The sequence below is a fragment of the Clostridium estertheticum subsp. estertheticum genome (genome assembly GCF_001877035.1).
In the GTDB taxonomy this organism is placed as follows: domain Bacteria; phylum Bacillota; class Clostridia; order Clostridiales; family Clostridiaceae; genus Clostridium_AD; species Clostridium_AD estertheticum.
On sequence record NZ_CP015756.1, the window covers coordinates 2,904,218 to 2,929,660 of the forward strand.

General features: G+C 29.6%; 28 protein-coding genes. 3 read left to right on the forward strand and 25 right to left on the reverse strand.

Translation table 11 applies throughout. The features are described 5' to 3' along the window. Positions 1-44: 44 nt before the first annotated feature. The 17 genes from trmD to pta all read right to left on the reverse strand — a co-directional run bounded on the left by trmD (position 45) and on the right by pta (position 14,890). A complete protein-coding gene (trmD, locus tag A7L45_RS13315) occupies positions 45-767 on the reverse strand; it encodes a tRNA (guanosine(37)-N1)-methyltransferase TrmD (protein WP_071613234.1) in 723 nt (240 codons plus the stop codon). Then, positions 764-1,258, reverse strand: coding sequence for a ribosome maturation factor RimM (rimM, locus tag A7L45_RS13320; RefSeq protein WP_071613235.1), 495 nt, complete (start codon positions 1,256-1,258; stop codon positions 764-766). Before rimM ends, trmD begins: the two co-directional genes overlap by 4 nt. 74 nt (positions 1,259-1,332) lie before the next feature. After that, entirely contained in the window at positions 1,333-1,560 is a 228-nt protein-coding gene (locus A7L45_RS13325; protein WP_071613236.1) for a KH domain-containing protein, read from the reverse strand. A 34-nt stretch (positions 1,561-1,594) separates the two neighbouring features. Further along, the gene (gene rpsP / locus A7L45_RS13330) at positions 1,595-1,837 is read right to left on the reverse strand and encodes a 30S ribosomal protein S16 (protein ID WP_071613237.1); all 243 of its coding nucleotides are present in this window, start codon (positions 1,835-1,837) and stop codon (positions 1,595-1,597) included. 48 nt (positions 1,838-1,885) lie between these two features. Then, positions 1,886-3,235, reverse strand: a complete 1,350-nt coding sequence (ffh, locus tag A7L45_RS13335; RefSeq protein ID WP_071613238.1) for a signal recognition particle protein — start codon at positions 3,233-3,235, stop codon at positions 1,886-1,888. 10 nt (positions 3,236-3,245) lie between these two features. Next, the gene (locus A7L45_RS13340; RefSeq protein WP_071613239.1) at positions 3,246-3,593 is read right to left on the reverse strand and encodes a putative DNA-binding protein; all 348 of its coding nucleotides are present in this window, start codon (positions 3,591-3,593) and stop codon (positions 3,246-3,248) included. 91 nt (positions 3,594-3,684) lie between these two features. Then, the gene (gene ftsY, locus A7L45_RS13345; protein ID WP_071613240.1) at positions 3,685-4,596 is read right to left on the reverse strand and encodes a signal recognition particle-docking protein FtsY; all 912 of its coding nucleotides are present in this window, start codon (positions 4,594-4,596) and stop codon (positions 3,685-3,687) included. A 52-nt stretch (positions 4,597-4,648) separates the two neighbouring features. Further along, positions 4,649-8,203: a chromosome segregation protein SMC gene (gene smc, locus A7L45_RS13350; protein ID WP_071613241.1), complete on the reverse strand. Its 3,555-nt coding sequence runs from the start codon at positions 8,201-8,203 to the stop codon at positions 4,649-4,651. A 16-nt stretch (positions 8,204-8,219) separates the two neighbouring features. Beyond that, positions 8,220-8,318: a DUF4044 domain-containing protein gene (locus A7L45_RS22885; RefSeq protein ID WP_151553613.1), complete on the reverse strand. Its 99-nt coding sequence runs from the start codon at positions 8,316-8,318 to the stop codon at positions 8,220-8,222. 116 nt (positions 8,319-8,434) lie between these two features. Next, the gene (locus tag A7L45_RS13355; protein ID WP_071613242.1) at positions 8,435-9,532 is read right to left on the reverse strand and encodes an elongator complex protein 3; all 1,098 of its coding nucleotides are present in this window, start codon (positions 9,530-9,532) and stop codon (positions 8,435-8,437) included. Next, entirely contained in the window at positions 9,525-10,226 is a 702-nt protein-coding gene (rnc, locus tag A7L45_RS13360; RefSeq protein ID WP_071613243.1) for a ribonuclease III, read from the reverse strand. The genes A7L45_RS13355 and rnc overlap by 8 nt, the downstream gene beginning before the upstream one ends. Before the next feature lie 56 nt (positions 10,227-10,282). Then, a complete protein-coding gene (gene acpP, locus A7L45_RS13365) occupies positions 10,283-10,513 on the reverse strand; it encodes an acyl carrier protein (RefSeq protein WP_071613244.1) in 231 nt (76 codons plus the stop codon). A gap of 57 nt (positions 10,514-10,570) precedes the next feature. After that, the gene (gene plsX / locus A7L45_RS13370) at positions 10,571-11,575 is read right to left on the reverse strand and encodes a phosphate acyltransferase PlsX (RefSeq protein ID WP_071613245.1); all 1,005 of its coding nucleotides are present in this window, start codon (positions 11,573-11,575) and stop codon (positions 10,571-10,573) included. A gap of 186 nt (positions 11,576-11,761) precedes the next feature. Continuing rightward, entirely contained in the window at positions 11,762-11,947 is a 186-nt protein-coding gene (rpmF, locus tag A7L45_RS13375) for a 50S ribosomal protein L32 (protein ID WP_071613246.1), read from the reverse strand. Between the two features lie 12 nt (positions 11,948-11,959). Further along, on the reverse strand, positions 11,960-12,460 hold the full coding sequence (locus tag A7L45_RS13380) for a YceD family protein (RefSeq protein WP_071613247.1): 501 nt from the start codon (positions 12,458-12,460) through the stop codon (positions 11,960-11,962). Between the two features lie 204 nt (positions 12,461-12,664). Then, positions 12,665-13,858, reverse strand: coding sequence for an acetate/propionate family kinase (locus tag A7L45_RS13385; protein WP_071613248.1), 1,194 nt, complete (start codon positions 13,856-13,858; stop codon positions 12,665-12,667). A 30-nt stretch (positions 13,859-13,888) separates the two neighbouring features. Next, positions 13,889-14,890 (reverse strand): phosphate acetyltransferase, encoded by a 1,002-nt coding sequence (pta, locus tag A7L45_RS13390; RefSeq protein WP_071613249.1) that lies wholly within the window; start codon positions 14,888-14,890, stop codon positions 13,889-13,891. A gap of 483 nt (positions 14,891-15,373) precedes the next feature. On the opposite strand from pta, the gene A7L45_RS13395 reads away from it, so the two are divergent. Then, positions 15,374-16,597 (forward strand): nucleotidyltransferase, encoded by a 1,224-nt coding sequence (locus tag A7L45_RS13395; protein ID WP_071613250.1) that lies wholly within the window; start codon positions 15,374-15,376, stop codon positions 16,595-16,597. A gap of 125 nt (positions 16,598-16,722) precedes the next feature. Continuing rightward, a complete protein-coding gene (gene ylbJ, locus A7L45_RS13400; RefSeq protein ID WP_071613251.1) occupies positions 16,723-17,901 on the forward strand; it encodes a sporulation integral membrane protein YlbJ in 1,179 nt (392 codons plus the stop codon). Here ylbJ and A7L45_RS13405 read toward each other — a convergent pair. From A7L45_RS13405 to A7L45_RS13430, 6 genes are all read right to left on the reverse strand, one after another. Next, positions 17,884-18,408: an ATPase gene (locus tag A7L45_RS13405; protein ID WP_071613252.1), complete on the reverse strand. Its 525-nt coding sequence runs from the start codon at positions 18,406-18,408 to the stop codon at positions 17,884-17,886. The two genes, ylbJ and A7L45_RS13405, sit on opposite strands and share 18 nt — an antisense overlap. A 9-nt stretch (positions 18,409-18,417) precedes the next feature. Further along, positions 18,418-18,900: a pantetheine-phosphate adenylyltransferase gene (gene coaD, locus A7L45_RS13410; protein WP_071613253.1), complete on the reverse strand. Its 483-nt coding sequence runs from the start codon at positions 18,898-18,900 to the stop codon at positions 18,418-18,420. Positions 18,901-18,980: 80 nt separating this feature from the next. After that, complete coding sequence (gene rsmD / locus A7L45_RS13415; RefSeq protein WP_071613254.1) at positions 18,981-19,544, reverse strand: 16S rRNA (guanine(966)-N(2))-methyltransferase RsmD; 564 nt, start codon at positions 19,542-19,544, stop codon at positions 18,981-18,983. A 76-nt stretch (positions 19,545-19,620) separates the two neighbouring features. Further along, positions 19,621-21,657, reverse strand: coding sequence for an ATP-dependent DNA helicase RecG (recG, locus tag A7L45_RS13420; protein WP_071613255.1), 2,037 nt, complete (start codon positions 21,655-21,657; stop codon positions 19,621-19,623). Between the two features lie 90 nt (positions 21,658-21,747). After that, entirely contained in the window at positions 21,748-23,406 is a 1,659-nt protein-coding gene (locus tag A7L45_RS13425) for a DAK2 domain-containing protein (protein ID WP_071613256.1), read from the reverse strand. 13 nt (positions 23,407-23,419) lie between these two features. Beyond that, positions 23,420-23,770: an Asp23/Gls24 family envelope stress response protein gene (locus tag A7L45_RS13430; protein ID WP_071613257.1), complete on the reverse strand. Its 351-nt coding sequence runs from the start codon at positions 23,768-23,770 to the stop codon at positions 23,420-23,422. 195 nt (positions 23,771-23,965) lie between these two features. Between A7L45_RS13430 and rpmB the strand changes: the two genes are divergently transcribed. Then, positions 23,966-24,157 carry a 50S ribosomal protein L28 gene (gene rpmB / locus A7L45_RS13435; protein WP_071613258.1) on the forward strand — a complete coding sequence of 64 codons (192 nt, stop codon included), beginning with the start codon at positions 23,966-23,968 and terminating at the stop codon, positions 24,155-24,157. A 321-nt stretch (positions 24,158-24,478) separates the two neighbouring features. Here rpmB and A7L45_RS23260 read toward each other — a convergent pair whose 3' ends face one another. Both A7L45_RS23260 and A7L45_RS13440 read right to left on the reverse strand, forming a co-directional pair. Then, positions 24,479-24,649: a hypothetical protein gene (locus A7L45_RS23260; protein ID WP_153882474.1), complete on the reverse strand. Its 171-nt coding sequence runs from the start codon at positions 24,647-24,649 to the stop codon at positions 24,479-24,481. A 123-nt stretch (positions 24,650-24,772) separates the two neighbouring features. Beyond that, positions 24,773-25,408, reverse strand: a complete 636-nt coding sequence (locus tag A7L45_RS13440) for a thiamine diphosphokinase (protein WP_071613259.1) — start codon at positions 25,406-25,408, stop codon at positions 24,773-24,775. Between the last annotated feature and the right edge of the window lie 35 nt (positions 25,409-25,443).

The following is a 25,443-nucleotide window of genomic DNA, read 5'->3' on the forward strand; positions in this document are numbered from 1 at the left end:
TTTATTCTTATATGAAAGATATTTAAACTACAAATAACTATTCATTATTCTATTTTATGTTTATCACTTAATAATTTTTTATCTTCTTTCGTAAGCTTAAGCTTTTGAAATAAATCTTGTCTTTTTTCCCTAGTAATTAGGAGTGATTGAAGTCTTCTCCACTTTCGTATGTTTTCATGATGTCCAGATATTAAAACCTCCGGGACTTTTTTATCTTCAAAACATTCTGGTCTTGTATAATGTGGGTACTCAAGTACTCCGTCATAAAAGGATTCCTCTGTATAACTCTCCGTGCAAGATAATACCCCTGGAATTAACCTACAAATGCTATCCACAATAGGAATACATGCCATTTCTCCACCAGTCAAAACAAAATCTCCCAGAGACATTTCCATATCTATATACTCATAGGTTCGCTCGTCAATGCCCTCGTAGTGACCACATACAAATATTAATTCTTTTTCCTTACATAACTCTTTTGCAACATTTTGGGTAAATGTAATTCCTCTTGGTCCTAAAAATATTACTTTTCCACCATTTCTTAATTTAACATCACGAATAGAGTCAGCTAATGGTTGAACTTGCATTACCATACCAGCTCCACCACCATATGGAGAATCATCTACTTTTTTATGTTTGTCAATCGTGTAATCACGAATATTATGAGATGTTATATTAACTATGTTTTTCTCTATTGCTTTTCCAATCATACTATAATTAAAAATTTCAAACATTTCAGGGAATAGAGTTAATATATCTATTTTCATTCTTGCCATTCTTTTACTGGTTTAATTATTATTATATGTTTATTAATATCTACACTAACTACTATATTCTTAAGTACTGGAATAAGTAATTCTTCTTTTCCTTTAACCCAGTATACATCATTTCCGGGTGTATTAAGAACATCAAATACCTTACCTAGTTCTTCATCTGAGCCTTCCTCGAAAACAGCACAGTCAAGCAAGTCAGCAACGTAGTAACTTCCCTCTGTTAACTTAACTGCATCTTCTCGTTTAACCATCAGATACTTATTTCTATATGTTTCTGCTTGTTCTATGGTATCTATGCCTTCAATCTTAAGTATTGCTTTATCTGCTTGAAGTTTACAACCCTCAACTTTTCTAATCTCACCATCAATATACACATTTTTTAATTTTTTAAATCTTTCGAGACTGTCAGTTAACGAAAAAACTTTAACTTCACCTTTTAAGCCATGTGTCTTACCTATTGTACCTACGCTCATAAAATCTTTCATTTAAAATCCTCCTTTCAATATTATTTATTTTGTTTATGTTATAAATAAAATAAGAGCTAGGAAGAACCTAACTCTTACTTTATTTCAACAACTACCTTTTTATTTTCTTTAACAGCAGCTGCTTTTACCACAGTACGAATAGCTTTCGCTATTCTACCCTGTTTTCCTATAACTTTTCCCATATCTTCATGTGCTACAGATAATTCTAAAAGTACTGTATGCTCATGTGCTACTTCGTTTACTACTACCATTTCTGGTTTATCAACTAAATACTTTGCCAATACTTCAAGTAACTGCTTCATGGAAAACTCCTCCATTCATTACTTACAAACTTTTCTAGTTGACTGCTATTTTGCTAAGTAACCTTTTAACTGTATCAGATGGTTGTGCACCATTCTTCATCCATTTAGTTGCTTTTTCAACATCAATTTTAATAGTTGTTGGTTCTGTTGTTGGATTGTAGTATCCTATTTCTTCAATAAATCTACCATCTCTAGGAGATCTTGAATCTGCAACTACAACTCTGTAAAATGGAGCATGTTTAGCACCCATTCTTTTTAATCTTATTTTAACTGCCATGTATATCACCTCCTTAAATTTATATCTAGTAATCTATCAAGTGTTTTATTAAAAAGGCATTTTACCAAACATTCCTTTTTTGCCGGATTTTTGGAATCCCTTTGCTTGTTTCATCATTTTCTTCATCATTTCAAAATCTTTTATAACCTTATTTACCTGTTGGACTAAAGTACCTGACCCATTAGCAATTCTCTTTTTTCTAGATGAAGAACCACTAACCAAATTAGGATGTTTTCTTTCCGATGCAGTCATTGATCTTATTATAGCCTCACTTTTCCCCATTTGCTTTTCACCTTGAGATAAGTCTACACCCTGCAATTCCTTTTTATTGAAACCTGGAATCATTTCAACTATTTTATTAAGTGGTCCAAGTTTCTTCATTTGCTGCATTGATGCCAAATAATCATCAAAGTTAAATTCTTGAGATAACATTCTGTTCCCAAGTTCTTTTGCTTCATTTTCATCAAATGAATCCTGTGCTTTTTCTATTAATGATAGCACATCTCCCATACCAAGTATTCTCGATGCCATTCTATCTGGATAAAACACTTCCAAATCATTCATTTTTTCACCAGAACCAACAAATTTTATAGGTTTTCCAGTTATTGCTTTAATGGATAGCGCTGCGCCACCTCTTGTATCTCCATCTAACTTAGTCAAAATCACTCCAGTTATATCTAACTGTGAATTAAAACTATCTGCTACATTAACTGCATCCTGACCAGTCATGGAATCTACTACTAACATTATTTCATTTGGCTTTACACTTAATTTCATATTTTGTAGTTCTTCCATTAAATTTTCATCTATATGAAGTCTTCCTGCTGTATCTAATATAACTACATTATTACCATTTTCACGAGCAAAGTCTATTGATGCTTTTGCTATATCTACAGGACTTACTTTGTCTCCCATGGTAAATACCGGAACTTCAATTTGTTTCCCTACTACTTGCAATTGTTTAATTGCAGCTGGTCTATATACATCACAAGCTACTAATAGCGGTTTTTTATTTTTTCTTTTAAGAGAAAGAGCAAGTTTACCACCCATTGTAGTTTTACCCGCACCTTGAAGCCCCACAAGCATTATAACTGTTAACCCACTAGTTGAAAACTCTAACTTGCTTTCTGAATTACCCATTAAACTAGTTAACTCATCATTAACAATTTTGATAACCTGTTGCCCAGGTGTTAAGCTTTGTAATACTCCATTACCTAAACACTTTTCACTTACATTCTTCACAAAATCTTTAACTACTTTATAATTAACATCAGCTTCTAATAATGCTAATTTTACTTCTCTCATAGCATCCTTAATATCTTTTTCGGAAAGCTTACCCTTACCCTTTAATTTCCTTATGGTATCCTGTAACTTAGAAGATAACCCTTCAAAAGCCATAATAAACCCCCTAAACATTCTCGATAATTTGTGTTTTTATGTCACATATAAGCTGATTCATTTTTTCATCTTTTATATTATTTTGTAATTCATCTAATTCTAATATTATATTGTCAAAGGTTTTCTTTAATTCATGGTCTTTATTTAATAATTTTAATTTTTCTTCATATACTAAAAGCGCGTTATCAGATCTTTTTATAGTATCATGAATAGCTTGCCTACTAGTATTATTTATTTCTGCTATTTCAGATAAAGACAAATCATTATTAAAATATAAATCCATTATGATTCGTTGCTTTTCCGTAAGTAATTCTCCATAAAAATCTAATAATAGTGAAATTTCAAATCTTTTTTCCATTTCATCACCGACTCACAAATAATATAATATCAGAGTTTAAATGTGGTGTCAAGTAGTTTTACTTAACAGGCATATATTTTTTATATACATTTTAAAACAAAGCCTCTATGAAATCTCTAGAATTAAACTCTTGTAAATCATCAACCCCTTCACCAACGCCTATATATTTAACAGGTATATTAAGTTGATTCTTAATTGATATTACAACGCCACCTTTGGCCGTACCATCTAATTTAGTTAGTATTATACCATCAATGGGACATATCTCCATGAACTGCTTAGCTTGTTGAATTCCATTTTGACCAGTAGTTGCATCAATAACTAGTAGTGTTTCTATATGGGCCTCGCTGTATTCCCTTATAATAACCCTATTTATTTTTGCTAATTCATCCATAAGATTTTTTTTATTATGAAGCCTTCCGGCTGTATCACAAATTAACACATCAACTTTTCTAGCTTTAGCTGCTTGAACAGCATCAAAAACTACAGCCGCAGGATCAGAACCTTCTTGGTGTTTTATTAATGGAACATCTGCTCTACTACTCCAAATTTCTAACTGATCAATTGCCGCTGCTCTGAATGTATCTGCTGCAGCAATAAGAACTTTATACTTTTTAGACTTTAACGATGACGCAATTTTACCAATGGAAGTGGTTTTCCCAACTCCATTAACTCCTATTACCAAAATTACCCTTGGTAGCTCTACCTCCTTTATTTGGTCTTCCTCTTCACCTAATATATCCATTAAAACTTCTTTTAAACATGGTATAATCTCTGATGGATCTTTTATTTTTAACTCCTTTACTCTTTTTCTAAGTTTTTCAATTACATAAACAGAAGTGTCTACACCTATATCTGATGTAATTAATATTTCCTCTAGTTCCTCATACAATTCATCATCAATTGTAATTGCTAAATTTAATACTTCACTAACTTTTTCTGTAATACTATTTCTAGTCTTTGCTAATCCATCTTTTAATTTATCAAAAAATCCTCCAAACATTTCAAGTCCTCCTTGTTTCTACTTTTATGAACAAAATGATTATTATAAATCTTTACTTTTTTAAATTAATAGATACTATTTTTGATACACCCTTCTCTTCCATGGTAACACCATATAATACATCCCCAGCCTCCATAGTTCCTTTCCTGTGGGTTATTATAATGAATTGAACATCGTCCGCAAATCTCTTTAAAAACTCTGCGTATCTAACAACGTTTGCATCATCGAGTGCTGCCTCTATTTCATCCAAAATACAAAATGGAGTTGGTTTCATCTTGAGTATTGCAAACAATAATGCAATCGCTGATAAAACTTTTTCCCCACCAGACATTAAACTTATATTTTGAAGTTTTTTCCCTGGTGGCTGAACGTTTATATCAATTTTTGCAGTAAGTTCATCACCTTCAGTAAGTATTAAATCTGCGCTACCACCTTTAAATAACTCCATAAATGTCTCATTAAAATTTTGTCTTAATATAATAAAATTTTCCGCAAATATTTTTTTCATTTTTTGCGTCATTCCACTTATTACAGTCAATAATTCATTTTTAGCTGATACTAAGTCTTCCTTTTGACCATTCATAAATGTATATTTGTCTTTGACCTCTTTATACTCTTCAATAGCACCTACGTTTATTTTACCGAGAAGTGTTATATCCTCTTTTAATGTTGCTATTTCATTTTTAAGCTTATAAATGTCATCAATTTCTTTTTTAAATATTAGAGCCTCCGCATATGTTAATTCAAAGTCTTCATTCAATTTTTTATAGTAATTATCCTTTTCCATACTAACTTTTGCTAGAGCTAATTGACACTTATATAAACTTTTTTCCGTTTTTTCAAGTATCGACGTAACATTATCAAACTGATCCACATTTGTTTTTATATTATCTTTAATCTTTATCCTTTGAATTTCATAATCATCAAAGTTTTTTTTCATTTCTTCTATGTTAATCATTATTTCATTTGCCTTTTTTTCTAGACTTTGAATCGAACAAATACTTGTTTCCTTATTTTTTATAGCCTCTTCTATTTCTCTAGAATACATAATTATCTTTTCACTTCGAGATAATATGTCTACATTCAATCTTTTTATTTCAGACTCTTTATTACGTAACGCCTCATAGTTTTGAGCTTTTTTTATCTTAGATTCTGTAATTACTTCTTTTATATTATCAATTTCTTGCAATTTATCTTTTAATTTAAATTCAATTCTATTTAAATTTTGCTCTATTTCGTCTTTTAACTGTGTGAACTTAGTAACTAACATATTCTTTTCTTCAATTTCTATATATCCTTTTTTAAGTTTACTATCTTCTAAAGATTTTTCAATATTTAAATTTCTATTATTGCGCTGCAATCTATTTGTATCATCCACTATTGAGTTTATTTTAGCCTCTTTTTTTGCTACTTCAATGTTTTCAAAGTGAATTTTTTCTCTTATTTTTAAATTTTCATCATCATATCTTAAAATTTCAGTTTTACCTTTTTTTATTTTTTCTAGATAAGTAATACTTTCCTTTTTTAGAGTTGATAACTCCTTATCTAATTCTTTAAGTTCTCGTTTTCTTCCAATTATACTTGATGTTTTTGTATATACACTTCCACCAGTTAGTGACCCACCAACGTTTATAACCTCACCCGATAATGTAACAATTTTAATTCTATGATTATTACATTTTGATATCTCCAAAGCTGAGTCCATATCTTTACAGATAATTGTTCTCCCTAAAATAAATGCCATAACCTCACTAAATTTTTCATCATACTCTATAAGTTCGCTTGCTATTCCTACGAAACCTGGATTACTTTTAGTTTCATTATCAATGATAATCTTTCTGCCCTTAATAATGTTTAGGGGTAAAAATGTCGCGCGTCCAAGTTTATTTGCTTTTAAATAATTTATTAATATTCTTGCCACGTTTTCATCTTTAGTTATTATGTGTGATATAGTACCACCCAAAGCGATTTCTAAAGCCACTTCTAAATACTTTTCGACCCTTATAATTTCACCAAGTACAAAACACTCATGAACGTTACCTATTTTACCTTCATTAACATTTTGCATTAAGTTCTTTACCGATTTATTATAACCTTCATGTTTTTTCTCGAGTATTGTAAGTACATTAAAATTAGCTTCCGCTTTATTAATTTTAAAACTACAATTCTTCATATCTTTTTCATCTATAGCTAAAACATTTTGAAGTTTAATAATTTCGATTTTATTTTTATCAAGTTGACTTTGACATTGTATTATCTTTTGCCTTACTTCTTTCATTTCTTTTTCAAATGTTATCTTTGTAGTAAGGTTCACTTTTATTGAATTTTCAAGATCGTAAATAGTGTTTGTAAGCATAATTACTCTGTTTTTAGATATATCTATATTATTATTTAATAATAACAAACTATTGCTAGACACCATATTTCTGTTAATATTATTTTGTTTTTCTTCCTTAAGCGATTTAATTTCATTGCTCTCAATTTCTATATTTTCCTGAATCGTTTTTATTTTTATTTCTTCTGATTTGATTCCTTCATCTATTTCTATTTGAATATTTTTTATATTTTTTAATGAGTCCTCGGCTTTTGTGTTATTGTTTTTAAGTTCTAACAAACTTTTATGAGTTATACAACTCTCATTAGTTGTTTTATCAATCACTTTTTCTAAATTTTCTATTCTCTCATGAAGAATATTTATTTGTGATATATTATTTTGATATATTATCTTATTATCATAAAATAATTGTTTTTCTTCCTGGCTTTTATTTTCAAATTTTTCAAACTTATCATTTAATAATTCAACATCTTTCTTAAAAAACATTTTTTCTTCCGTAGCTTTTACAACTTCTACCTGTAAGTTATCTAATTCATCATGTAATCCTTCCATTTTTTCTTCTACCTTAGTAATAGAATCAATAATTATGCTAACCTCTTTGCTTTTCAATTCTTCGAAAAGCTTTAGAAATCTTTTTGCCTTATCACTTTCATTCATTAATGGTTCCAATCGTTCCTCATAAGTACTTAAGATATCACTTATTCTAATTAAATTTTGATCTGTGTTATCTAGTCTTTTTTCTGCTTCTTCTTTCCTTGTTTTATACTTAACAATTCCTGCTGCTTCTTCAAATAATTTTCTTCTTTCTTCAGCTTTGCCACTTAAAATAGCATCAATTTTACCTTGACCAATAATTGAATATCCTTCTTTTCCTATACCCGTATCCATAAAAAGCTGTTGAACATCTTTTAACCTACAAGATGTATTGTTTATTAAATATTCGCTTTCTCCTGATCGATATAATCTTCTCGATATAGTTACATTAGCATAATCAATATCCAATTCTGACTCACTATTATCAAGCGTTAATGACACCTGAGCGAGTCCCACCGGTTTTCTAAACTGTGTGCCTGCAAATATAACATCTTCCATTTTATCGCCTCTTAGGCTTCGCACACTTTGTTCCCCAAGAACCCATCTTACAGCATCTGAAATATTACTTTTACCACTTCCATTAGGTCCTACTACTGCTGTAATACCTTTCTCAAATGTTAACTCAGTCTTATCTGCAAAGGATTTAAATCCTCTTATTTCAATTGATTTTAAGAACATGAAACACTCTCCTATTTTACTTAAATAGCACTGGTAATACAAAACCTACCATAAAAATAACAACAATAGCATAAATCATTACCTTTGTATACTTTTCTCTTTTTTGCTTTTTCATAAGTCACCTCATATTTTTATTTTTATAATTTTTTTAATATAAAAAAGAATACATCACTATAAATTTATTAAATGCAATATATACTTCATTAACCTTTTAATAATTGAAATTATATTTTACACTAAATCAGAATTTTTTTTATACTTTATAGACACATACTCATATATAGTCATAATAATACACTGTTCTTTTATTTTTATGCTAAGACTTCCACGTTTAACTGTAATATCTTGAGATACATCTATAGAAATTGTTTTTAATCTATTTTTTAGTTCATTAAAATAAATTTTTCCATTAGCATAAAGTTTTGAAATATCTTTTGGATTAATTTTCACTAAAGCCTTATCATGAATAACTTCTTTATTAAAACTATTCATGATAACATCATATATTAAATCACTATATACGCTACCCTCAACCAGCTCTCTAAATGCAGGATGAAATGGTCCCGCAACAAGATCATGTCCCTCTGATATCTCACTTGTAGGTTGTAATCCTATTCTAATAACATTTATTTTATTTTGGGTCAACATAATATAAATAATCTTACTTATATTTACCGCCTCACTTAGTGAATAAGGTTTAAATTTATGCTCTATGTACATTTTTTCCATTTGAGTGTTTTTAATCACAAGAGCAGGATATATACGGCAAATATCTGGCTTAAGATCAATAACTCTTTTAGTTGTCTCAATATCTTTAGTTACATTATCTCCTGGAAGTCCTATCATTATTTGATGTCCTAAAGTGAAACCATATTGCCTTATTAGCTTAGATGCATATTCTACATCTGACGCAGTATGACCCCGTCCAGATTTTAATAGTACCTCTTCATCCATAGATTGGACTCCAAGTTCTATAATATCTACAGAGTACTTTTTTAAATTTTTTAATATATTATCATCAATGTAATCTGGTCTTGTAGATAACCTAATGTATTTTATTTTATTATTATCTTTAAACTTTTTAGCAACAGTTAATAATTCTATTTGTTTTTCTATTTTTATAGCTGTAAATGTTCCTCCAAAAAAGGATACTTCAATAATAGCATCATTCTTTATGGTTTCAAGGTATTCATTTATTGTTTTTTCCACATACATTGCATCGACTTTCGATTTTGTGCCTGTTATACTATCTTGATTGCAAAACACACACTCATGGGGACACCCTTCATGTGGAACAAATATTGGAATAATGTAATGCAAATTACTCATGAACATCATCCTTATTTACCATAACCTCTTTAGCTGCATTTTGTTCTGCTTCTTTTTTGCTAAACCCTTGCCCTGAACCTTTTACACAATCATTTATCAAAATATTAACAAAAAACTTCCGTCTATGAGGTGGGCCTTCAAATTTTACAAGTTCATAACGTATATTCACTTCTCCATTTTGCTGAAATATCTCTTGAAGTTTTGTCTTATAATCTAAAATTATCTCATTATTAATTGCTTTCTCAATAGTTGTTTTAAAGTTATTAAGTATAAACTCCTTAGAATACTCTATACCTTTATCCAAATATATAGCAGCAAGTACTGCTTCAACACAATCAGCAAGTATTGACACTCTATTTCTACCGCCAGTAATTTCTTCACCTTTACTCATGTTCATATATAAACCAAGTTCCCAACTATTGGCTATATCACAAAGTGAATTTTCGCACACTATAAGTGACCTGATTTTAGTTAAATAACCTTCAGGTTTCTGCGTAAAACGACTATATAAGTGTTCAGATATTATAAGCTGTAATACGGAATCCCCTAAGAACTCGAGTCTTTCATTAAACTCAACCTTCTTTTTTTGATTTGCGTAAGAACTATGGGTAATTGCAATTTTCAATAAATCCTTATCGCTAAAATTTAATTTCAGCTTATTTTCAAGTTCCTGTAATTGTATATCATTTTTCATAATCATTACTCCTTCACGGAAGTTTATTTTAAAATTTTTATCCGTAGTTATATCACTTATTCCTCAGAATGAGCTTTAATATATTCTACTATATCACCAACAGTGGCAATTTTTTCAACATCTTCATCCGGAATTTCTATATCATATTTTTCCTCAAGTTCCATAATTAATTCTACAATATCAAGCGAATCTGCACCTAAATCATTCATAAAAGATGATTCTATTTTTATTTCTTCCTCATCTATATTTAATTGTGAAGATATGCACGCTCTAATTTCTTCAAACATAATTTTTCACCTTCCTTGTATTTTTATATGTTACATAATAATCACTAGTATCCCAATTTATGCTTTTTCATCTGTTAGCTTTTCAATTTCTAGTTTTAATTTGTCAACAACATTATTATCATAAAATATTGTTGCCTGTTTAATTGCATTTTTAAAAGCTTTGGCATCTGAACTTCCATGAGCTTTTATGCAAATACCATTTACTCCAAGAAATGCAGCTCCACCATATTCTTTATAATCGAAGTCTTTTTTAAACTTTTTAAAAACTGGTTTTAATAACATACCACCAATCTTAGTTCTAACTGATGCCATTATATTTGTTTTTAATAAATCAAATATTGTAGCAACAGTACCTTCATATAATTTTAAAATTACATTTCCAGTGAACCCATCACATACTAAAACATTAACATCCCCAGTTGGAATTTCTCTAGCTTCCACATTGCCTACAAAATTTAAATTTGCTTCCTTCAACAACTTAAACGTTGCTTTAGAAAGTTCATTACCCTTTTCTTCTTCACTCCCTATATTTACAAGGCCTACAGATGGATTAACTACCTTTAAAATATTTTCAAAATATATTTTTCCCATAAGTCCAAATTGCAATAAATAATTAGGTTTACATTCTGCATTTGCTCCACAATCAATAATCATAAAAGGCATTTTTTTACCTGGCATTACTGGTGCGAGTGCCGGTCTATTTATCCCCTTTATTCTTCCAACTATAAGTGTACATCCAGCCAAAAATGCGCCTGTACTTCCCGCTGAAATAATGGCATCTGCCTCTCCATTTTTCACAAGATTTAAGGCCTTTACTAAACTAGAATCTTTTTTACGCTTAACAGCCATTACCGGATGCTCACCTACATCAATAACTTCTGTAGTATTAATAATTTTTATTTTATTAGTATCATAGGTATGCTTTTTTAACTCTTCTCTTATTAATTCTTCACTACCAGTTATTAATATTTCTATATTGTATTCTTTTATAGCTGCAATACAACCTTCAACCACAGCATTTGGACAGAAATCTCCACCCATCCCATCTACAACAACTACCATTTTAAGCCCTCACTTTGAATCTTCCAAATAAACGAATAAATATCTATTTATTTATTTGGTTATTTATTTGTTTACTTATATTATATACCATATTATTTAAATATCTATAGTCTTAACAATGCTAAAATACAAATATAATTATATTTGTATTTAAAAACAAAAAAGAAAGTCTTTCGACTTTCCTTTTTATTTTTGTTCCATTGAAACGACTTCTCTATTTTTGTAATATCCACAGTTTTTACATACTCTGTGAGCAAGCTTCATATCGTGGCATTGAGGACATTCAACTATTCCTGGTAAACCAAGTTTAAATGTTTGCGCTCTTCGAGAATCTCTTCTACCTTTAGAAAATTTTCTAGCAGGATTTCCCATTGTAACACCTCCTTAATCAGTTGAAAACAAATTTTTTAATTTTGCCAACCTTGGATCAATATCATCAATAACACAATTACATGTATTATGATTTAAATTGATTCCACACTGATGGCATAAGCCTTTACAATCTTTATTACAAAGTCTTTTTATAGGCAGAATAGAAATGATATTATTTTCCACAATCTCATTTAAATCTAATCTATCATCTTCAATAAAAATAATATCCTCATCTTCACTCTTTAGAGTTTTCGACAATCTTTCATTTAATTCAATATGTATTAAATAAGAAAAGGTCTCAAGACACCTAGAACAAGCAAGTAATAGTTCTGTATCAATACTTCCAGTTAAATCTATATCATCATCGTTAGATTTTAAAGTCAAATGCATTTTAACTGGTTTAGAAAATTGTATAAATTCATTATCATAGCAAAACTTAGCTTTTTCTAAATCTAAATCAATTTCTTTTCTTGCTTTTTTATTACTAAATAATTCTGAAACGTCTATTACCATACTATCCACTCTGAAAAACCAAATATCAATTGATCCTTCTCATATAAAGAAAATCTCTATATCTTGTATAAAAAAATTATACAGCTCGAGCAAAGCTTCTGCGTCCCTCCTAACTAAATTGTTTTTTACTTACTTCAAACACAGTCTATTATATAAAGAATACAATAAAAAGTCAAGAATTATTTATCATAGAATTTAGTAATTTTATTTTATAAGAGCCATAGTGTCTCTTGCAATTACTAGTTCTTCATTCGTTGGTATAACTAATATTTTAGTTTTCGAATCATCTGTGTTTACTTCTGCTTCAATTCCTGAAACATTATTTTTTGACTTATCTAAAACTGCTCCCAAAAATTCTAGTCCCGCGCATACTCCCTCTCTTATTCTAGAAGAATTTTCACCAAGTCCGGCAGTAAATATAATTGCATCTACTCCGCCCATTACTGCTGCATATGCACCTATAAATTTCTTAGCTTTATAACAAAATATATCAATTGCGAGTTGGGCTCTTTGATTTCCATCATTTGTTGCAGCTGAATTTACATCTCTAAAGTCACTACTTACTCCTGATATACCTAAAAGACCTGACTCTTTGTTCATTAAGTTATCTACTTCATCAACTGTTAATTTCAATTCTTTCATCATATATATTACTATAGCTGGATCTATACTTCCACATCTAGTGCCCATAGCCATTCCTTCAAGTGGAGTGAATCCCATACTCGTCTCTACTGACTTACCATTTTGAATCGCAGAAATACTTGCTCCATTTCCTAAATGACAAGTTATTAATTTTAATTTTTTTATATCCTTACCCATCATTTCTGCAGCTTTATCTGAAACATATTTGTGAGACGTTCCATGAAATCCATATTTTCTAACACTATGGTCAGTATAAAGCCGATATGGAAGTGGGTATATATATGCGACCTCTGGAATTGTTTGATGGAATGCAGTATCAAATACCGCCACCATTTTCGTATTTGGCATCAATGCTTTGCAAGCATTAATTCCAATTATATTAGCTGGATTGTGAAGAGGTGCAAGTTTTGTACACTCTTCTAAACCTTTCATTACTTCATCATTAAGTATAACTGAATTTGCATACTTTTCTCCACCATGAACTACTCTATGTCCTACTGCACCTATTTCAGATAAATCTTTAATAACTCCATGTTCGTGATCTACAAGTGCTCCAAGTACCACTCTAATAGCATCTGTATGATTTTCCATTGGCTCTTCAATTATGTATTTCTTTCCATCAACCTTTTGAGTTAATATTGATTTCTTTGTTGCTATTCTCTCAACTAATCCAAGGGCTACACATTGTTCATTTTCCATATCTATTAATTGGTACTTAAGCGATGAACTTCCACAGTTTATAACTAATATTTTCATTGATTTTCTTCTCCCCTCATTATCTCATAATTATTTTTGAATTTGAGCTTGAACTGCTGTTACTGCAACAACATTAACTATATCATCCACACTACATCCTCTTGATAAATCATTTATAGGCTTTGCAAATCCTTGACAAACTGGTCCAATAGCTTTTGCCCTCGCAAATCTTTGCACTAATTTATATCCAATATTTCCAGATTGTATATCTGGAAATATTAAAACATTTGCCTTTCCAGCCACAGTACTATTTGGTGCTTTTTGTTTTGCTACGCTAGCAACAATAGCTGCATCTAACTGAAGTTCTCCATCAATTTGTAAATCGGGTCTAGCATTCTTTGCTATTTCAGTAGCCTTCACGACTTTATCAACTTTTTCATGTTTTGCACTGCCCATAGTTGAAAAAGAAAGCATCGCAACTTTAGGTTCAAAACCACATAATAATTTTGCATTATCTGCAGTGCTAATAGCAATAGCTGCTAATTCTTCTGCCGTAGGGTTTATATTAACAGCAGAATCTGCAAATAAAAGCAGTCCGTCTTCTCCATATTCATCATGAGGCAATTCCATTATAAAAAAGCTTGAAATAACCTTAATTCCTGGTGCAGTTTTAACTATTTGCATTCCAGGTCTAAGTAAATCTCCTGTATAATGAACTGCTCCTGAAACCATTCCATCAGCTTCTCCCATCTTAAGCATCATAGTTCCAAAATACACACAATCCTTCATAGTCTCAGCCGCTTTTTCTATAGTCATTCCTTTATTTTTTCTTAACTCATAAAATTCCTTTGCATAAACCTCAGTTTTTTCAGAATTTTTTGGATCTACAATTTCTATACCGCAAATATTTACTGAAAGTTCAGCGGCTTTATTTTGTATTATACTTGCATCACCTATTAATATTACTTCGGCTAATGAATTGTTTTTAAGAATTTCACTAGCTTTTATAGTCCTTTCTTCCTCACCTTCTGGAAGTACTATCCTTTTTATGTCTGTTTGTGCCATTTTATGCATTTTTTCTATAAATGTCATTGTTTTATCTCCTCTCAATTACTATCAACTTGTATCCATTTATAATATACACTATTTAATCTGTACATTTCAATATAGATAAATTATTAACATAATTCATCTATATTTCATAAGAATCCAACAAAATAACCTTTACTCTAAACCAAAATTATTCTAATTATTTTATATAATATTTACTGTCTTAACTCTCATACATTTTTGTAATTCATCCAATATTAATTTGTATAAAACTTAAAAATAACGTAAATTTTTTTTCAATCATGTAGATAATAATTTCTTTTTATTGTGTAACTTTTCTTTCTTTTTATACTAAAATATATCTACTTTTAATAATCCATCATATATTATATAATATATAGGACATGTGAAGATTTCTTCAATTTTAGGTTCAATATATATTTCAAAGAGATATTAAATTCTTACACTTTTATTATACATAAATTATTAGCTTATAATTTATATGAGCTTCCAAGAGGTGATTTAATGAATGTTTCAGGTATAATCGTTGAATATAATCCACTGCATAATGGTCATGTATATCATATTAATAAAACCAAGGAACTTACAAATTGCGATGTTTTAATTGGTGTTATGAGTGGTAATTTTACTCAACGTGGAATTCCATCGAGTATTGACAAATGGACAAAAACTAGAATGGCTTTAAACAACGGAATAGATTTAGTAATAGAATTACCAGCTATCTACAGTGTGTCTTCAGCAGAATTTTTTGCACAGGGAGCTGTCAGTCTTTTAAACAGCTTAGGAATAGTAGATAACATTTGCTTTGGTAGTGAACATGGTGACATTAATGATATATATAATATTGCAAATATACTACTTAATGAACCTATTGAATTTAAATTAATGTTAAAAATATATCTATCCAAAGGTATTACCTACCCCTTAGCAAGAGCTAATGCACTTTATGACTATTTGAAAAATTCAAACATGATCATATCAAACTTATTATTAGGTAATTTCTTAAATTCTTCTAATAATATACTAGGTATCGAGTATTGTAAAAGCTTAATAAAGCTCAATAGTTCAATCACACCTTATACCTTAAAAAGAAAAGGTGCATCTTACAACAGTAATTTTATAAATAATGAATTTTCAAGTGCAACTGCTATAAGAAAATTTGTAAAAGAAAATGGTATTTCAACAAATTTGAAAGATTATGTACCACTATCAGTATTAACTGAAATTAAAGATCTATACTCAAAAGATAACAAGTTTATATTTGAAGATTCTATGTTCCCGTACATTAAATATAAATCGGCTACATCAAAAAACTCCTTAATAAATTTGCCAGATGTATCTGAGGGGCTTGATAATAAAATTATTAAATCCTTACAAAATAATTTCACCTACGAAAGTGCGCTCGAAGATATAAAAAGCAAACGTTACACCTATAGCCGAATCAGCAGAATATTATGCCAATATTTTATAGGCTTTGATAATTTTGATACTACGAGGCTAAGATCAGAGCCTTGCCCTTATGCTCGAGTTTTAGGATTTAACTCAAAAGGAAAATCAATTTTAAAATCTATAAAATCAAACAGCAGCATTCCACTTTATACTAAGATCTCTAAAAAATTTAATGACACCTTAAGTCTTGACATTCGATCTACAATGGCTTACAGCATCTTAAATAAAAGCATAGATCCCAGTAGCGACTATTTAATATCCCCCATTATAATAAAATAATAATAAATGCGACTATCGTAATTCGATAGTCGCATTTATTATATTTAAAATTAGTATTTCTAATACATAAGTTTATTAAATTCAAATATATTTAGTATAGTAGTACTTTAAGGAGGGGCTTAAAATTGAAATTACTATTAGTTATATTATTAATCTCTATATTATTTTTATTATTTAAGTTATTTAAAACTTTAAAAATAAATTTATCTGTGACACTGATTTGTTCCCTTATTATTGTTCAAATAATATTAGCTCCGAATATTTGTATTCAATACACTATTTCTGGCGCAAAATTATTTTTCAATGCAATTTTTCCATCTCTTTTCCCATTTTTAGTTGTAATAAATATTATAATAGGTTACGACGGTATTCACATTTATTCTAAATTACTAGGTAATTTAATATGTAGGCCATTAAAATTGCCAAAAGAATGTAACTTTGCACTTTTAGTTAGTGTATTATGTGGATATCCACTGGGTGCACGGTATACTTGCGATTTATATGAAAAAAACATAATTGATTTAAATTCATGTGAAAGATTATTAAATATTGCTTCTAATGCAAGCCCACTTTTTATTTTAGGATCAGTAGGCACAGCTATGATGTTTAATCCTAAATTGGGTTATATACTATTGTTATCTAATATTTTGTCATGTATTTTTATGGGATTGATTATTCCCTCGAAAGATTATGCTTTTAAAATCAAGTATAGAGGTAGTAATTTTTCTAAAGCTGAGTCAAGCAGCCTAAATATCGGTATTATATTAAAAAACAGTATTGAAGATGCTATTAAAAACACGCTAAGTATAGGTGGTTTTATTGTGATATTCTCAGTAATAACAGGCATAATTAAAGACAATGTCATATTTAACATTGTCATAAATAAGTTGTCTTTAATTATTGGTGCTTCAAGTAATTTTATAGAAGGTATATTACTTGGAATGCTTGAGATGACCAATGGATGCTATTTAATATCCTCTAGCCATTCTAATCTTTATGTAAAACTTGCAGTTTTGAGTTTTTTAATTGCTTTTAGTGGTCTATCTATTATTTCTCAAGTGTATAGCTATACATATAAATATACTGTATCAATAAAAAAATATATTACGAGAAAATTTTTTCAAGGTATAATCTCTTCGATTTTAACAATAATATTATATTATATTTTTTTAAATATTTCATCTATTTTTACTTTTAATAATATGAGTCTATATAAAAATTGTGATTTATACTTAATAATTTTAATAATTTTAATTATACCATCATTACTTATAACTATAATTAAATTATTTCATACCTCTTAATTCCTTTACATTTTCCCTTATTGATGTTGTAGTATTGGTAACTTCCCCCTGCATAAGTATTAAGAAGTCTTGAACATCACCTTTAATTTCATGAAGCATTTTCTGTCCTTTTAATTCAATTTCTTTATCCAATTGGGATAATATTTCATCCGCATAATCCTTGGCTCCGAGTCTCATGATTTTAGCATCTCTTTGGGCTGAAGCTATAATTTCTTCAGATCGATTTAATGCTTCTTTAACTAAATCTTGTTTTTCAACTCTTCTTCTTATTTTGTCAACTGTCTCTTCCTCAAAAATCTTAGCTTGTTTTTTTGCATCAACTAAGATTCGTTCTTTTTCATCACAAACCCACTGTGCCTTCTTAAATTCATCTGGCAAGTGATTTATAATTTGATCAATTATATCTAATATTTCTCTCTTATTTATAACTGCTTTACCTGTAACAGGTATTTTAGACGAACTCTCAATAATTCCTTGAAGATATTCTAAAAGCTTTATAACATCCATATTTGCCCCCTATTTAGAATTAAATTTCCTAATAATCTCTGGAATGATTTCCTCAGGTACTAACCCTTTAATAGATCCTCCAAGCATTGCAACCTGTTTAACTGACGTAGAACTTATATAACAATACTCCGTTTTTGTCATCATAAACACCGTCTCCTTACTTGGATCAAGCTTATTATTCATTGCTGCCATTTGAAACTCATATTCAAAATCAGAAACACTTCTAAGACCTTTAACAATAACCCTAGCATCCTCTTTATTCATAAGATTAACAAGTAAACCACTAAACTTCTCCACACGTACATTAGGCAAATCTTTCACTACGTTTTTTATTTGTGCTACCCTCTCATCTACTGAAAATAGACATTTTTTCGCAGGATTGACCACTACTCCTACAATCAATTCATTAAATACTTTTGACGCCCTCTCAATAATGTCTAAATGTCCATTTGTTATTGGATCAAAACTTCCAGGACAAATTGCTTTTTTCATGTTATGCCTCCATGTTTTCCTCTGGGTTAGATAACAATTATTAATTATCCCCCTGTATTTTCTAAAGGAAACTAATAATTTTAATTATTAGTCCCCTTATATTTATAAAACAATACAGTAGTGTTTCCATATTTTCTTGAATCAGACAGATGAATAATACCATTGCCTTCATATATTTCTTCAGATGAATCTATTTTACAGACTATAAGCCCCTCTTTACTTAAAAGACTATTGCTAGAAATTATTTCAATAGCAGGCGGGATCATATCTTTTGCATATGGTGGATCTATAAAAATTAAATCAAACACAATTCCTTCATTTGCAAACTGCTCCATGTATTTATACGTATCACCTTTTAAGCATTTACATATATCATTAAACTTTAAATTATCTACATTACTTTGTAACATTTCAAAGGTAGTATCACCCATATCAATAAGGTAGCATTTAGCTGCTCCCCTACTTGCTGCCTCTAGTCCTAAGCTACCTGTACCTGAGAACATATCCACAACTACAGCATCACGTACTCTATTTTGAATTATATTAAATATAGCTTCTTTTATTCTATCTAATGTTGGCCTCGTTCCCATCCCAACAGGTGACAATAACTTTCTTCCTCTTGCACTTCCCGATATAATTCTCATATGTTTATTCCTCCATCTAAGCAAGTTTCGATAATATTTTATCATAGATATGTATTTTATACAAAGATATTTTTACCTAATTAAAGCAAATATAACTAGAAGTCAACTCAATTTTTTGTAATATCTCATTTTTAACCATAACATCGCATGCATCATCACTTTGTATCAACCTCTTCGCTTCACTATTTGCGAGTTTTAAAATACTGATATCATCAATTACATCTGATAAAATCAAACCTGATTCGCCATGCTGTCTTATGCCAAATAATTCTCCTGCACCCCTAGTTTTCAAATCTTCTTCTGCAATAAAAAAGCCATCATTACTTTTTATAAGTATTCCAAGTCTTTTTCTTACTATATTGTTTTTTATATTTGCAAGTAGTATGCAATAAGATTTATGTTCACCTCTTCCTACTCTTCCTCTAAGTTGATGAAGCTGTGCAAGTCCAAATCTTTCTGCATTTTCAATTATCATGACTGTAGCGTTTGGTACATTTACACCAACTTCAATTACTGTAGTTGAAACCAAAGCTTTAATTTCTCCTGCTTTAAATTTATCCATAATTTCGTTTTTAAGTTTGCTAGGCATTTTGCCGTATACCATTCCTACTTCTATATATTTAAATTGATCTTTTTTCAATTTTTCATAAAGCATCGCAACCGAGCTTAACTTCATTTCTTCATTTTCCTCAACAAGTGGACAAACTATATAGACTTGTCTTCCCTTATTAATCTGTTCTAAAGCAAATCCATACACTTTGGAACTATTATCCATACTCTCATAAGATGTATCAATTTTCTGCCTACCTGGTGGTAATTCATCGATAATAGATACATCTAAATCACCATATAAATATAAAGATAGAGTTCTCGGGATAGGAGTCGCTGTCATTACAAGAATATCTATATTTTTTCCCTTATTAGAAAATCTATTTCTTTGCGATACTCCAAAACGATGTTGCTCATCAGTAACAATCATACCTAAATTTTGAAATTCCACATTATCCTCAATAAGTGCATGAGTCCCAACTATAATATCAATAGTTCCACTCTTTAAATCTTGTTTAATTAATTGTTTGTTTTTAGCTGTTGTACTTCCACTTAATATTTGTATGTTTAATGAAAATTCCTTTAATATATTTTTAATTTCTTCATAATGCTGCTTTGCTAAAATTTCAGTTGGTGCCATCATAGCTGCTTGATAACCATTTTTTACAACATTAAACATAGTAATAATAGCAACTATAGTTTTACCACTTCCAACATCGCCCTGTAGCAATCGATTCATACCAATATCCTTCTTTTGATCTATTAAAATTTCTCTTACAACTTTGCTTTGTGCCTTTGTAAGATTATAAGGAAGTATCGCCTTTAAAGTTGTAAGTTCTTTTGCCATTTTAAATTGGATACCATTATTATGAGATTTTATAAACTCTTTTAACATTAATATTTTTAATGAATATGTAAAGAGCTCTTGAAATTTAAGTCTTCTTTTGGCTTCATTAAGGAGTTCTAAGCTTTTAGGACTATGGATACTGCGAATTGCATCATTTAAAGAGCAAAAAGAATATTTTTCTATTATACCTTTTGGCAAATTCTCTGTTATTATAATATTACAGAGTACATCAGAAATAATCTTATTAAAAAAATTATTTGTAATATTATTTTTAAGAGGATACGTAGCAATAATTTCATTTTCATCCATTGACGTATTTTTTACTATTTTAGGATTCATAATTGTGATTTCTTCCTTAAATTTATCCACTTTACCTGTGATAAGGTACTTGCTTGAGATTTTAAAACTATTCTTTGCATAAGTTTGATTAAACCACTTACCTTTAAATTCATTATCTCCCTGACAGAAAATTATGGTAGAAAGAGTTTTGTTATTTTTTAACCTAATGTCTCCTAACACACTTAAAACTGTACACTCAATAATTACTTTCTCAGCTTTTGCGCATTCTAAGATGCTTTTACGGACAGATATATTCTCATAATCTCTTGGAAAATATAATAACAAATCTAACACATTAAAAATCCCACACTTATTCAAACTCTCTGCCATTTTAGGGCCAACACCTTTTACATATTTTATATCGCTATAAGTATCCATAAATACCACCCCGAAAATAATATTTTATTACTAATTCTATTCCTTTCATTTGTTACGGTTTAAGACACATGAAAAAAAGCCCGAGGGCTTTTATTCAACTGAAGCAATAAAATAATACAATGGCTGTTTTCCATTATATTGTTGAATGTCTAAATTTGGGTATTTATGTTCTAACTTAGAAATAAGCTTTTCTACTTCGGTTAAAGCACAATCTTCTCCATAAAAAATTGTTATAAGTTCGCTATTATCATTTACCATGCTTCCAATAATATCAGCGCAAACTTTATACATATCGGTTCCAACCTCACAAATTTTTTGTTCAACTAAGCCTAATATATTTCCTTGTTTTATTATTTTTCCATCGGATTCACTATCTTTAACTGCATATGTTACAGAAGCAGTCGCAACATTTTTTATAACTTCTTTCAATTTTTCCTCATTTTCCTCTACACTAACATCTGGATTAAACATTGTTACAGCAGTTATTCCCTGTGGGATAGTAATCGATGGAATAACCACTATATTTTTATCTGACAATTCAGCTGCTTGAAGCGCTGCCATAAGTATATTCTTATTGTTAGGTAATACAAATATATTTTCAGCATTAATTTTACTTATGCTATCTATTATATCCTGTATACTCGGATTCATAGTTTGTCCGCCTTCTATTACAACATCCACACCTAAATCCTCAAAAATATTTTTGATCCCTTCTCCTAGAGCAACAGATATAAATCCATATTTTTTACTTTCTATTAAATCTGATTTTGCTATATCTTTCTCTAAAGATTTTTCTACCTTCTCATCAGCTATGCCTAATAAATTTCTATGTTGCTCTCTCATATTTTCTATTTTAACCTTAGACAATTCCCCTAGTGTTACTGCTTTTGAAAGCACAAGCCCTGGATCATTTGTATGTATGTGAATTTTCAGAAACTCATCTTGTGAAACTACGACCATTGAGTCTCCAATTTTTTCTAAATACTCTTTTAATTTATTTGTATCAACATCTTTCGCTATAATTAATAATTCAGTACAATATCCAAATTTTATTTCTACAGGAACCTCTACTGCTGAAGATACAATAGTTTCTTTTTTATTACTTTGTTTGTTTGTATTATAAATTTCAGCCTCGATGTTGTTACTTATAGCTTCCTTCATCCCTTTAAACAATATCAGAAGCCCCATACCACCTGCATCTACTACTTTTGCTTCTCTTAATGCTGCAAGCATATCTGGAGTTTTGTTTAGCATTATTTCACTCTGCTTGCAAACCTCATTCATAAGTTCTACAATATCTGAAGTCTCACTATTAACTGCGCTTTCACCCGCAGTTTTAATAATAGTTAAAATAGTTCCTTCAGTAGGTCTCATAACAGCTTTATATGCAAACTTTGATCCTTCCAAAATGCTTTTAGCAAATTCTTCAGACGTAGCTTCTGTTATGCCTTCTAGGCCCTTTGCAATGCCTCTAAATATTTGCGATAATATTACTCCCGAATTGCCCCTTGCGCCCATAAGCGCGCCCCTAGCTAGTATTTTAGCTATCTCATCAATAGATTCGGTTTGTATGTTTTCAATTTCTTGCACTGCTGCTTTAAATGTCATTGACATATTAGTACCTGTATCTCCATCTGGAACTGGAAATACATTTAACGAATTCACATATTCTTTCTCATCTTCTAACCTATTTGATGCGTTAATTACCATATTTCGAAAATGACGTCCATTAATCTTTAAGTATTCCACTCTCCATGCCCCCTTAAACCCTTACACCTTGTACGTTTACAGTTATTTCTGTAACTTTTAGTCCTGTATAATTTTCAACGTTATATCTTATTTTTTGAATTATGTTATTTGCTATTATTGAAATTTTTGTTCCATATTCAACAATTATATATAATTCAATAAATAGTTTATTTTCTTTAGAATTAATTTTAACTCCTTTATTTAAACCATCACTTTTTATTAATTGCCAAAATCCATCCTTGGCATTTTTAAGAGCCATTCCCACAACGCCATAACACTCCGTTGTAGAAATGCCAACTATGTTAGCTAACGCTTCCTCTGAATAATATATAATACCATTCTCGTTTGTAATGTTACCTATCATTGTAATTCCTCCTTATAAAGCTATATAGATTATATTATATTATATCACTAATTTATTCAACAAAATAATTCTATATTTATTATCCTTAGTAATTATAGAATTTTTAACTTGCAAGATTAGTAGTATCTATGTTACAATAATGCGTGTTTCAATTGAGAAGAATTTTTTCTTCATAGTCTTAAGGAGGTGTTTTCATTGTCAAGAAAATGCGAAATATGCGATAAAGGTGTTGTTTCAGGTAGCCAATATAGTCACTCACACCGTGAATCAAAAAGAAAATGGGCTCCAAATATTCAAAAAGTTAAAGCTATAGTTAGCGGAACGCCTAAGTCTATACATGTATGTACTAGATGTCTTCGTTCAGGTAAAGTACAACGTGCTATATAATTAAGAAATAAGAATGCAGCTTTTTAGCTGCATTTTTTATTTAAATCCAACTATTAAGTTGCATTTTTTATTTAAATCCAACTATTTGTTGCACTTTTTATTTAAATACAACTATAAACTTGTATTTTTACTCTTCTATGTTATTTTTTTAAAAAAAATTTGATTATTCGGGACATAAATTTCGGTAATTTAATAGCCACAATTTTCATTTCCTTACCTCCCAAACATAATATATAAAAATATTTAGTTATAATCTTTTAAAAACTAAAATCACTAAGCTTTATTAATTTATTGAAATACTTTCCATACATTCTACATATCCTAACAATGATCGTTATGATTCATTATACTAAAACCAAAATAAACAATTCCTCCTCCCACAACGATTATCCACCACCAAAATGGAACTATTACTACTGTTATGATTCCTATTCCTAAACATGCTATGATTACTCCAAGTTGTCTTTGTAAACACCTAAACCACCTTTTCATAAGTTATTCCCCTCTCAAAGTATTCCAATAGTATTATATGATTTACTTTTAATAATGTTTACAAAATAAAAAACTATTTTTTTATTGAAGTGATCAATAAAAAAATAGTTTTTTATATAAATATTAGTCTTTTGATAATATTATCATCAGCATTCCAGCTTTAAATTTTAGTTTAACTTGAGGACATGCAAACTCATTTGAAATACTTATGCTTTCCCCAATCTTTAAATTGTAATTATCTAAAGGATACTTCGCTCCTTCAATTGTTAATCCAATTATTTCATCACCATAAGATTGTACTGAAAATATCTTACCTACGATGCCATTTAATAGTGTCGAATCATTAACTAACATAATAATATTATTATTATCCTTAATGCTTGCATTAACTTTGTTTTCTAAGCAAATCTTAAGCATCCCAATATTACCAAGCAGGTGATCAATTCTACTGCCTGTGCATCCTAAAAGCACTATTTCACTTGGCTTCATACCTATAGCATTCCTAACTGCAATTTCAGTATCAGTAAAATCCTTTTCTGTCGGATAAATATCTATGGTACATTTGTTTTTTTTATAATAACCCAATATTTCTTTATCTATGCTATCAAAATCTCCTACAAGTAAATCAGGCATAATATTATAGTGATATAAACAATTAGCACCACTGTCAGCTGCAATTAAAAATATGTCCTTTGTCATTTCCTTTATGAGTAATTCCTTTGAGGGAGGTGCCCCTCCAGATATTATTATAACTTTCATGTCAATCATCACCTTCGAAGCTGCTAATCATATAA

What these genes read in the sequence shown, in the direction of transcription:
- A7L45_RS22885 (WP_151553613.1), bottom strand. Translation starts at nt 8,318, where the DNA reads ATGAAAAAGCAAAAAAGAGAAAAGTATACAAAGGTAATGATTTATGCT.
- rnc (WP_071613243.1), bottom strand. Translation starts at nt 10,226, where the DNA reads ATGAAAAATGATATACAATTACAGGAACTTGAAAATAAGCTGAAATTA.
- A7L45_RS13325 (WP_071613236.1), bottom strand. Translation starts at nt 1,560, where the DNA reads ATGAAGCAGTTACTTGAAGTATTGGCAAAGTATTTAGTTGATAAACCA.
- trmD (WP_071613234.1), bottom strand. Translation starts at nt 767, where the DNA reads ATGAAAATAGATATATTAACTCTATTCCCTGAAATGTTTGAAATTTTT.
- ftsY (WP_071613240.1), bottom strand. Translation starts at nt 4,596, where the DNA reads ATGTTTGGAGGATTTTTTGATAAATTAAAAGATGGATTAGCAAAGACT.
- A7L45_RS13440 (WP_071613259.1), bottom strand. Translation starts at nt 25,408, where the DNA reads ATGAAAGTTATAATAATATCTGGAGGGGCACCTCCCTCAAAGGAATTA.
- coaD (WP_071613253.1), bottom strand. Translation starts at nt 18,900, where the DNA reads ATGAAAAAAGCAATTTGTCCTGGAAGTTTTGATCCAATAACAAATGGA.
- rpmF (WP_071613246.1), bottom strand. Translation starts at nt 11,947, where the DNA reads ATGGGAAATCCTGCTAGAAAATTTTCTAAAGGTAGAAGAGATTCTCGA.
- A7L45_RS13385 (WP_071613248.1), bottom strand. Translation starts at nt 13,858, where the DNA reads ATGAAAATATTAGTTATAAACTGTGGAAGTTCATCGCTTAAGTACCAA.
- A7L45_RS13340 (WP_071613239.1), bottom strand. Translation starts at nt 3,593, where the DNA reads ATGGAAAAAAGATTTGAAATTTCACTATTATTAGATTTTTATGGAGAA.
- A7L45_RS13405 (WP_071613252.1), bottom strand. Translation starts at nt 18,408, where the DNA reads ATGGATGTTATAAAGCTTTTAGAATATCTTCAAGGAATTATTGAGAGT.
- A7L45_RS13380 (WP_071613247.1), bottom strand. Translation starts at nt 12,460, where the DNA reads ATGGTAATAGACGTTTCAGAATTATTTAGTAATAAAAAAGCAAGAAAA.
- A7L45_RS13395 (WP_071613250.1), top strand. Translation starts at nt 15,374, where the DNA reads ATGAATGTTTCAGGTATAATCGTTGAATATAATCCACTGCATAATGGT.
- smc (WP_071613241.1), bottom strand. Translation starts at nt 8,203, where the DNA reads ATGTTCTTAAAATCAATTGAAATAAGAGGATTTAAATCCTTTGCAGAT.
- A7L45_RS13355 (WP_071613242.1), bottom strand. Translation starts at nt 9,532, where the DNA reads ATGAGTAATTTGCATTACATTATTCCAATATTTGTTCCACATGAAGGG.
- pta (WP_071613249.1), bottom strand. Translation starts at nt 14,890, where the DNA reads ATGACATTTATAGAAAAAATGCATAAAATGGCACAAACAGACATAAAA.
- rimM (WP_071613235.1), bottom strand. Translation starts at nt 1,258, where the DNA reads ATGAAAGATTTTATGAGCGTAGGTACAATAGGTAAGACACATGGCTTA.
- plsX (WP_071613245.1), bottom strand. Translation starts at nt 11,575, where the DNA reads ATGGTAGTTGTTGTAGATGGGATGGGTGGAGATTTCTGTCCAAATGCT.
- A7L45_RS13430 (WP_071613257.1), bottom strand. Translation starts at nt 23,770, where the DNA reads ATGATAGGTAACATTACAAACGAGAATGGTATTATATATTATTCAGAG.
- ffh (WP_071613238.1), bottom strand. Translation starts at nt 3,235, where the DNA reads ATGGCTTTTGAAGGGTTATCTTCTAAGTTACAGGATACCATAAGGAAA.
- recG (WP_071613255.1), bottom strand. Translation starts at nt 21,657, where the DNA reads ATGGATACTTATAGCGATATAAAATATGTAAAAGGTGTTGGCCCTAAA.
- rpsP (WP_071613237.1), bottom strand. Translation starts at nt 1,837, where the DNA reads ATGGCAGTTAAAATAAGATTAAAAAGAATGGGTGCTAAACATGCTCCA.
- A7L45_RS23260 (WP_153882474.1), bottom strand. Translation starts at nt 24,649, where the DNA reads ATGAAAAGGTGGTTTAGGTGTTTACAAAGACAACTTGGAGTAATCATA.
- rsmD (WP_071613254.1), bottom strand. Translation starts at nt 19,544, where the DNA reads ATGAGAATTATATCGGGAAGTGCAAGAGGAAGAAAGTTATTGTCACCT.
- acpP (WP_071613244.1), bottom strand. Translation starts at nt 10,513, where the DNA reads ATGTTTGAAGAAATTAGAGCGTGCATATCTTCACAATTAAATATAGAT.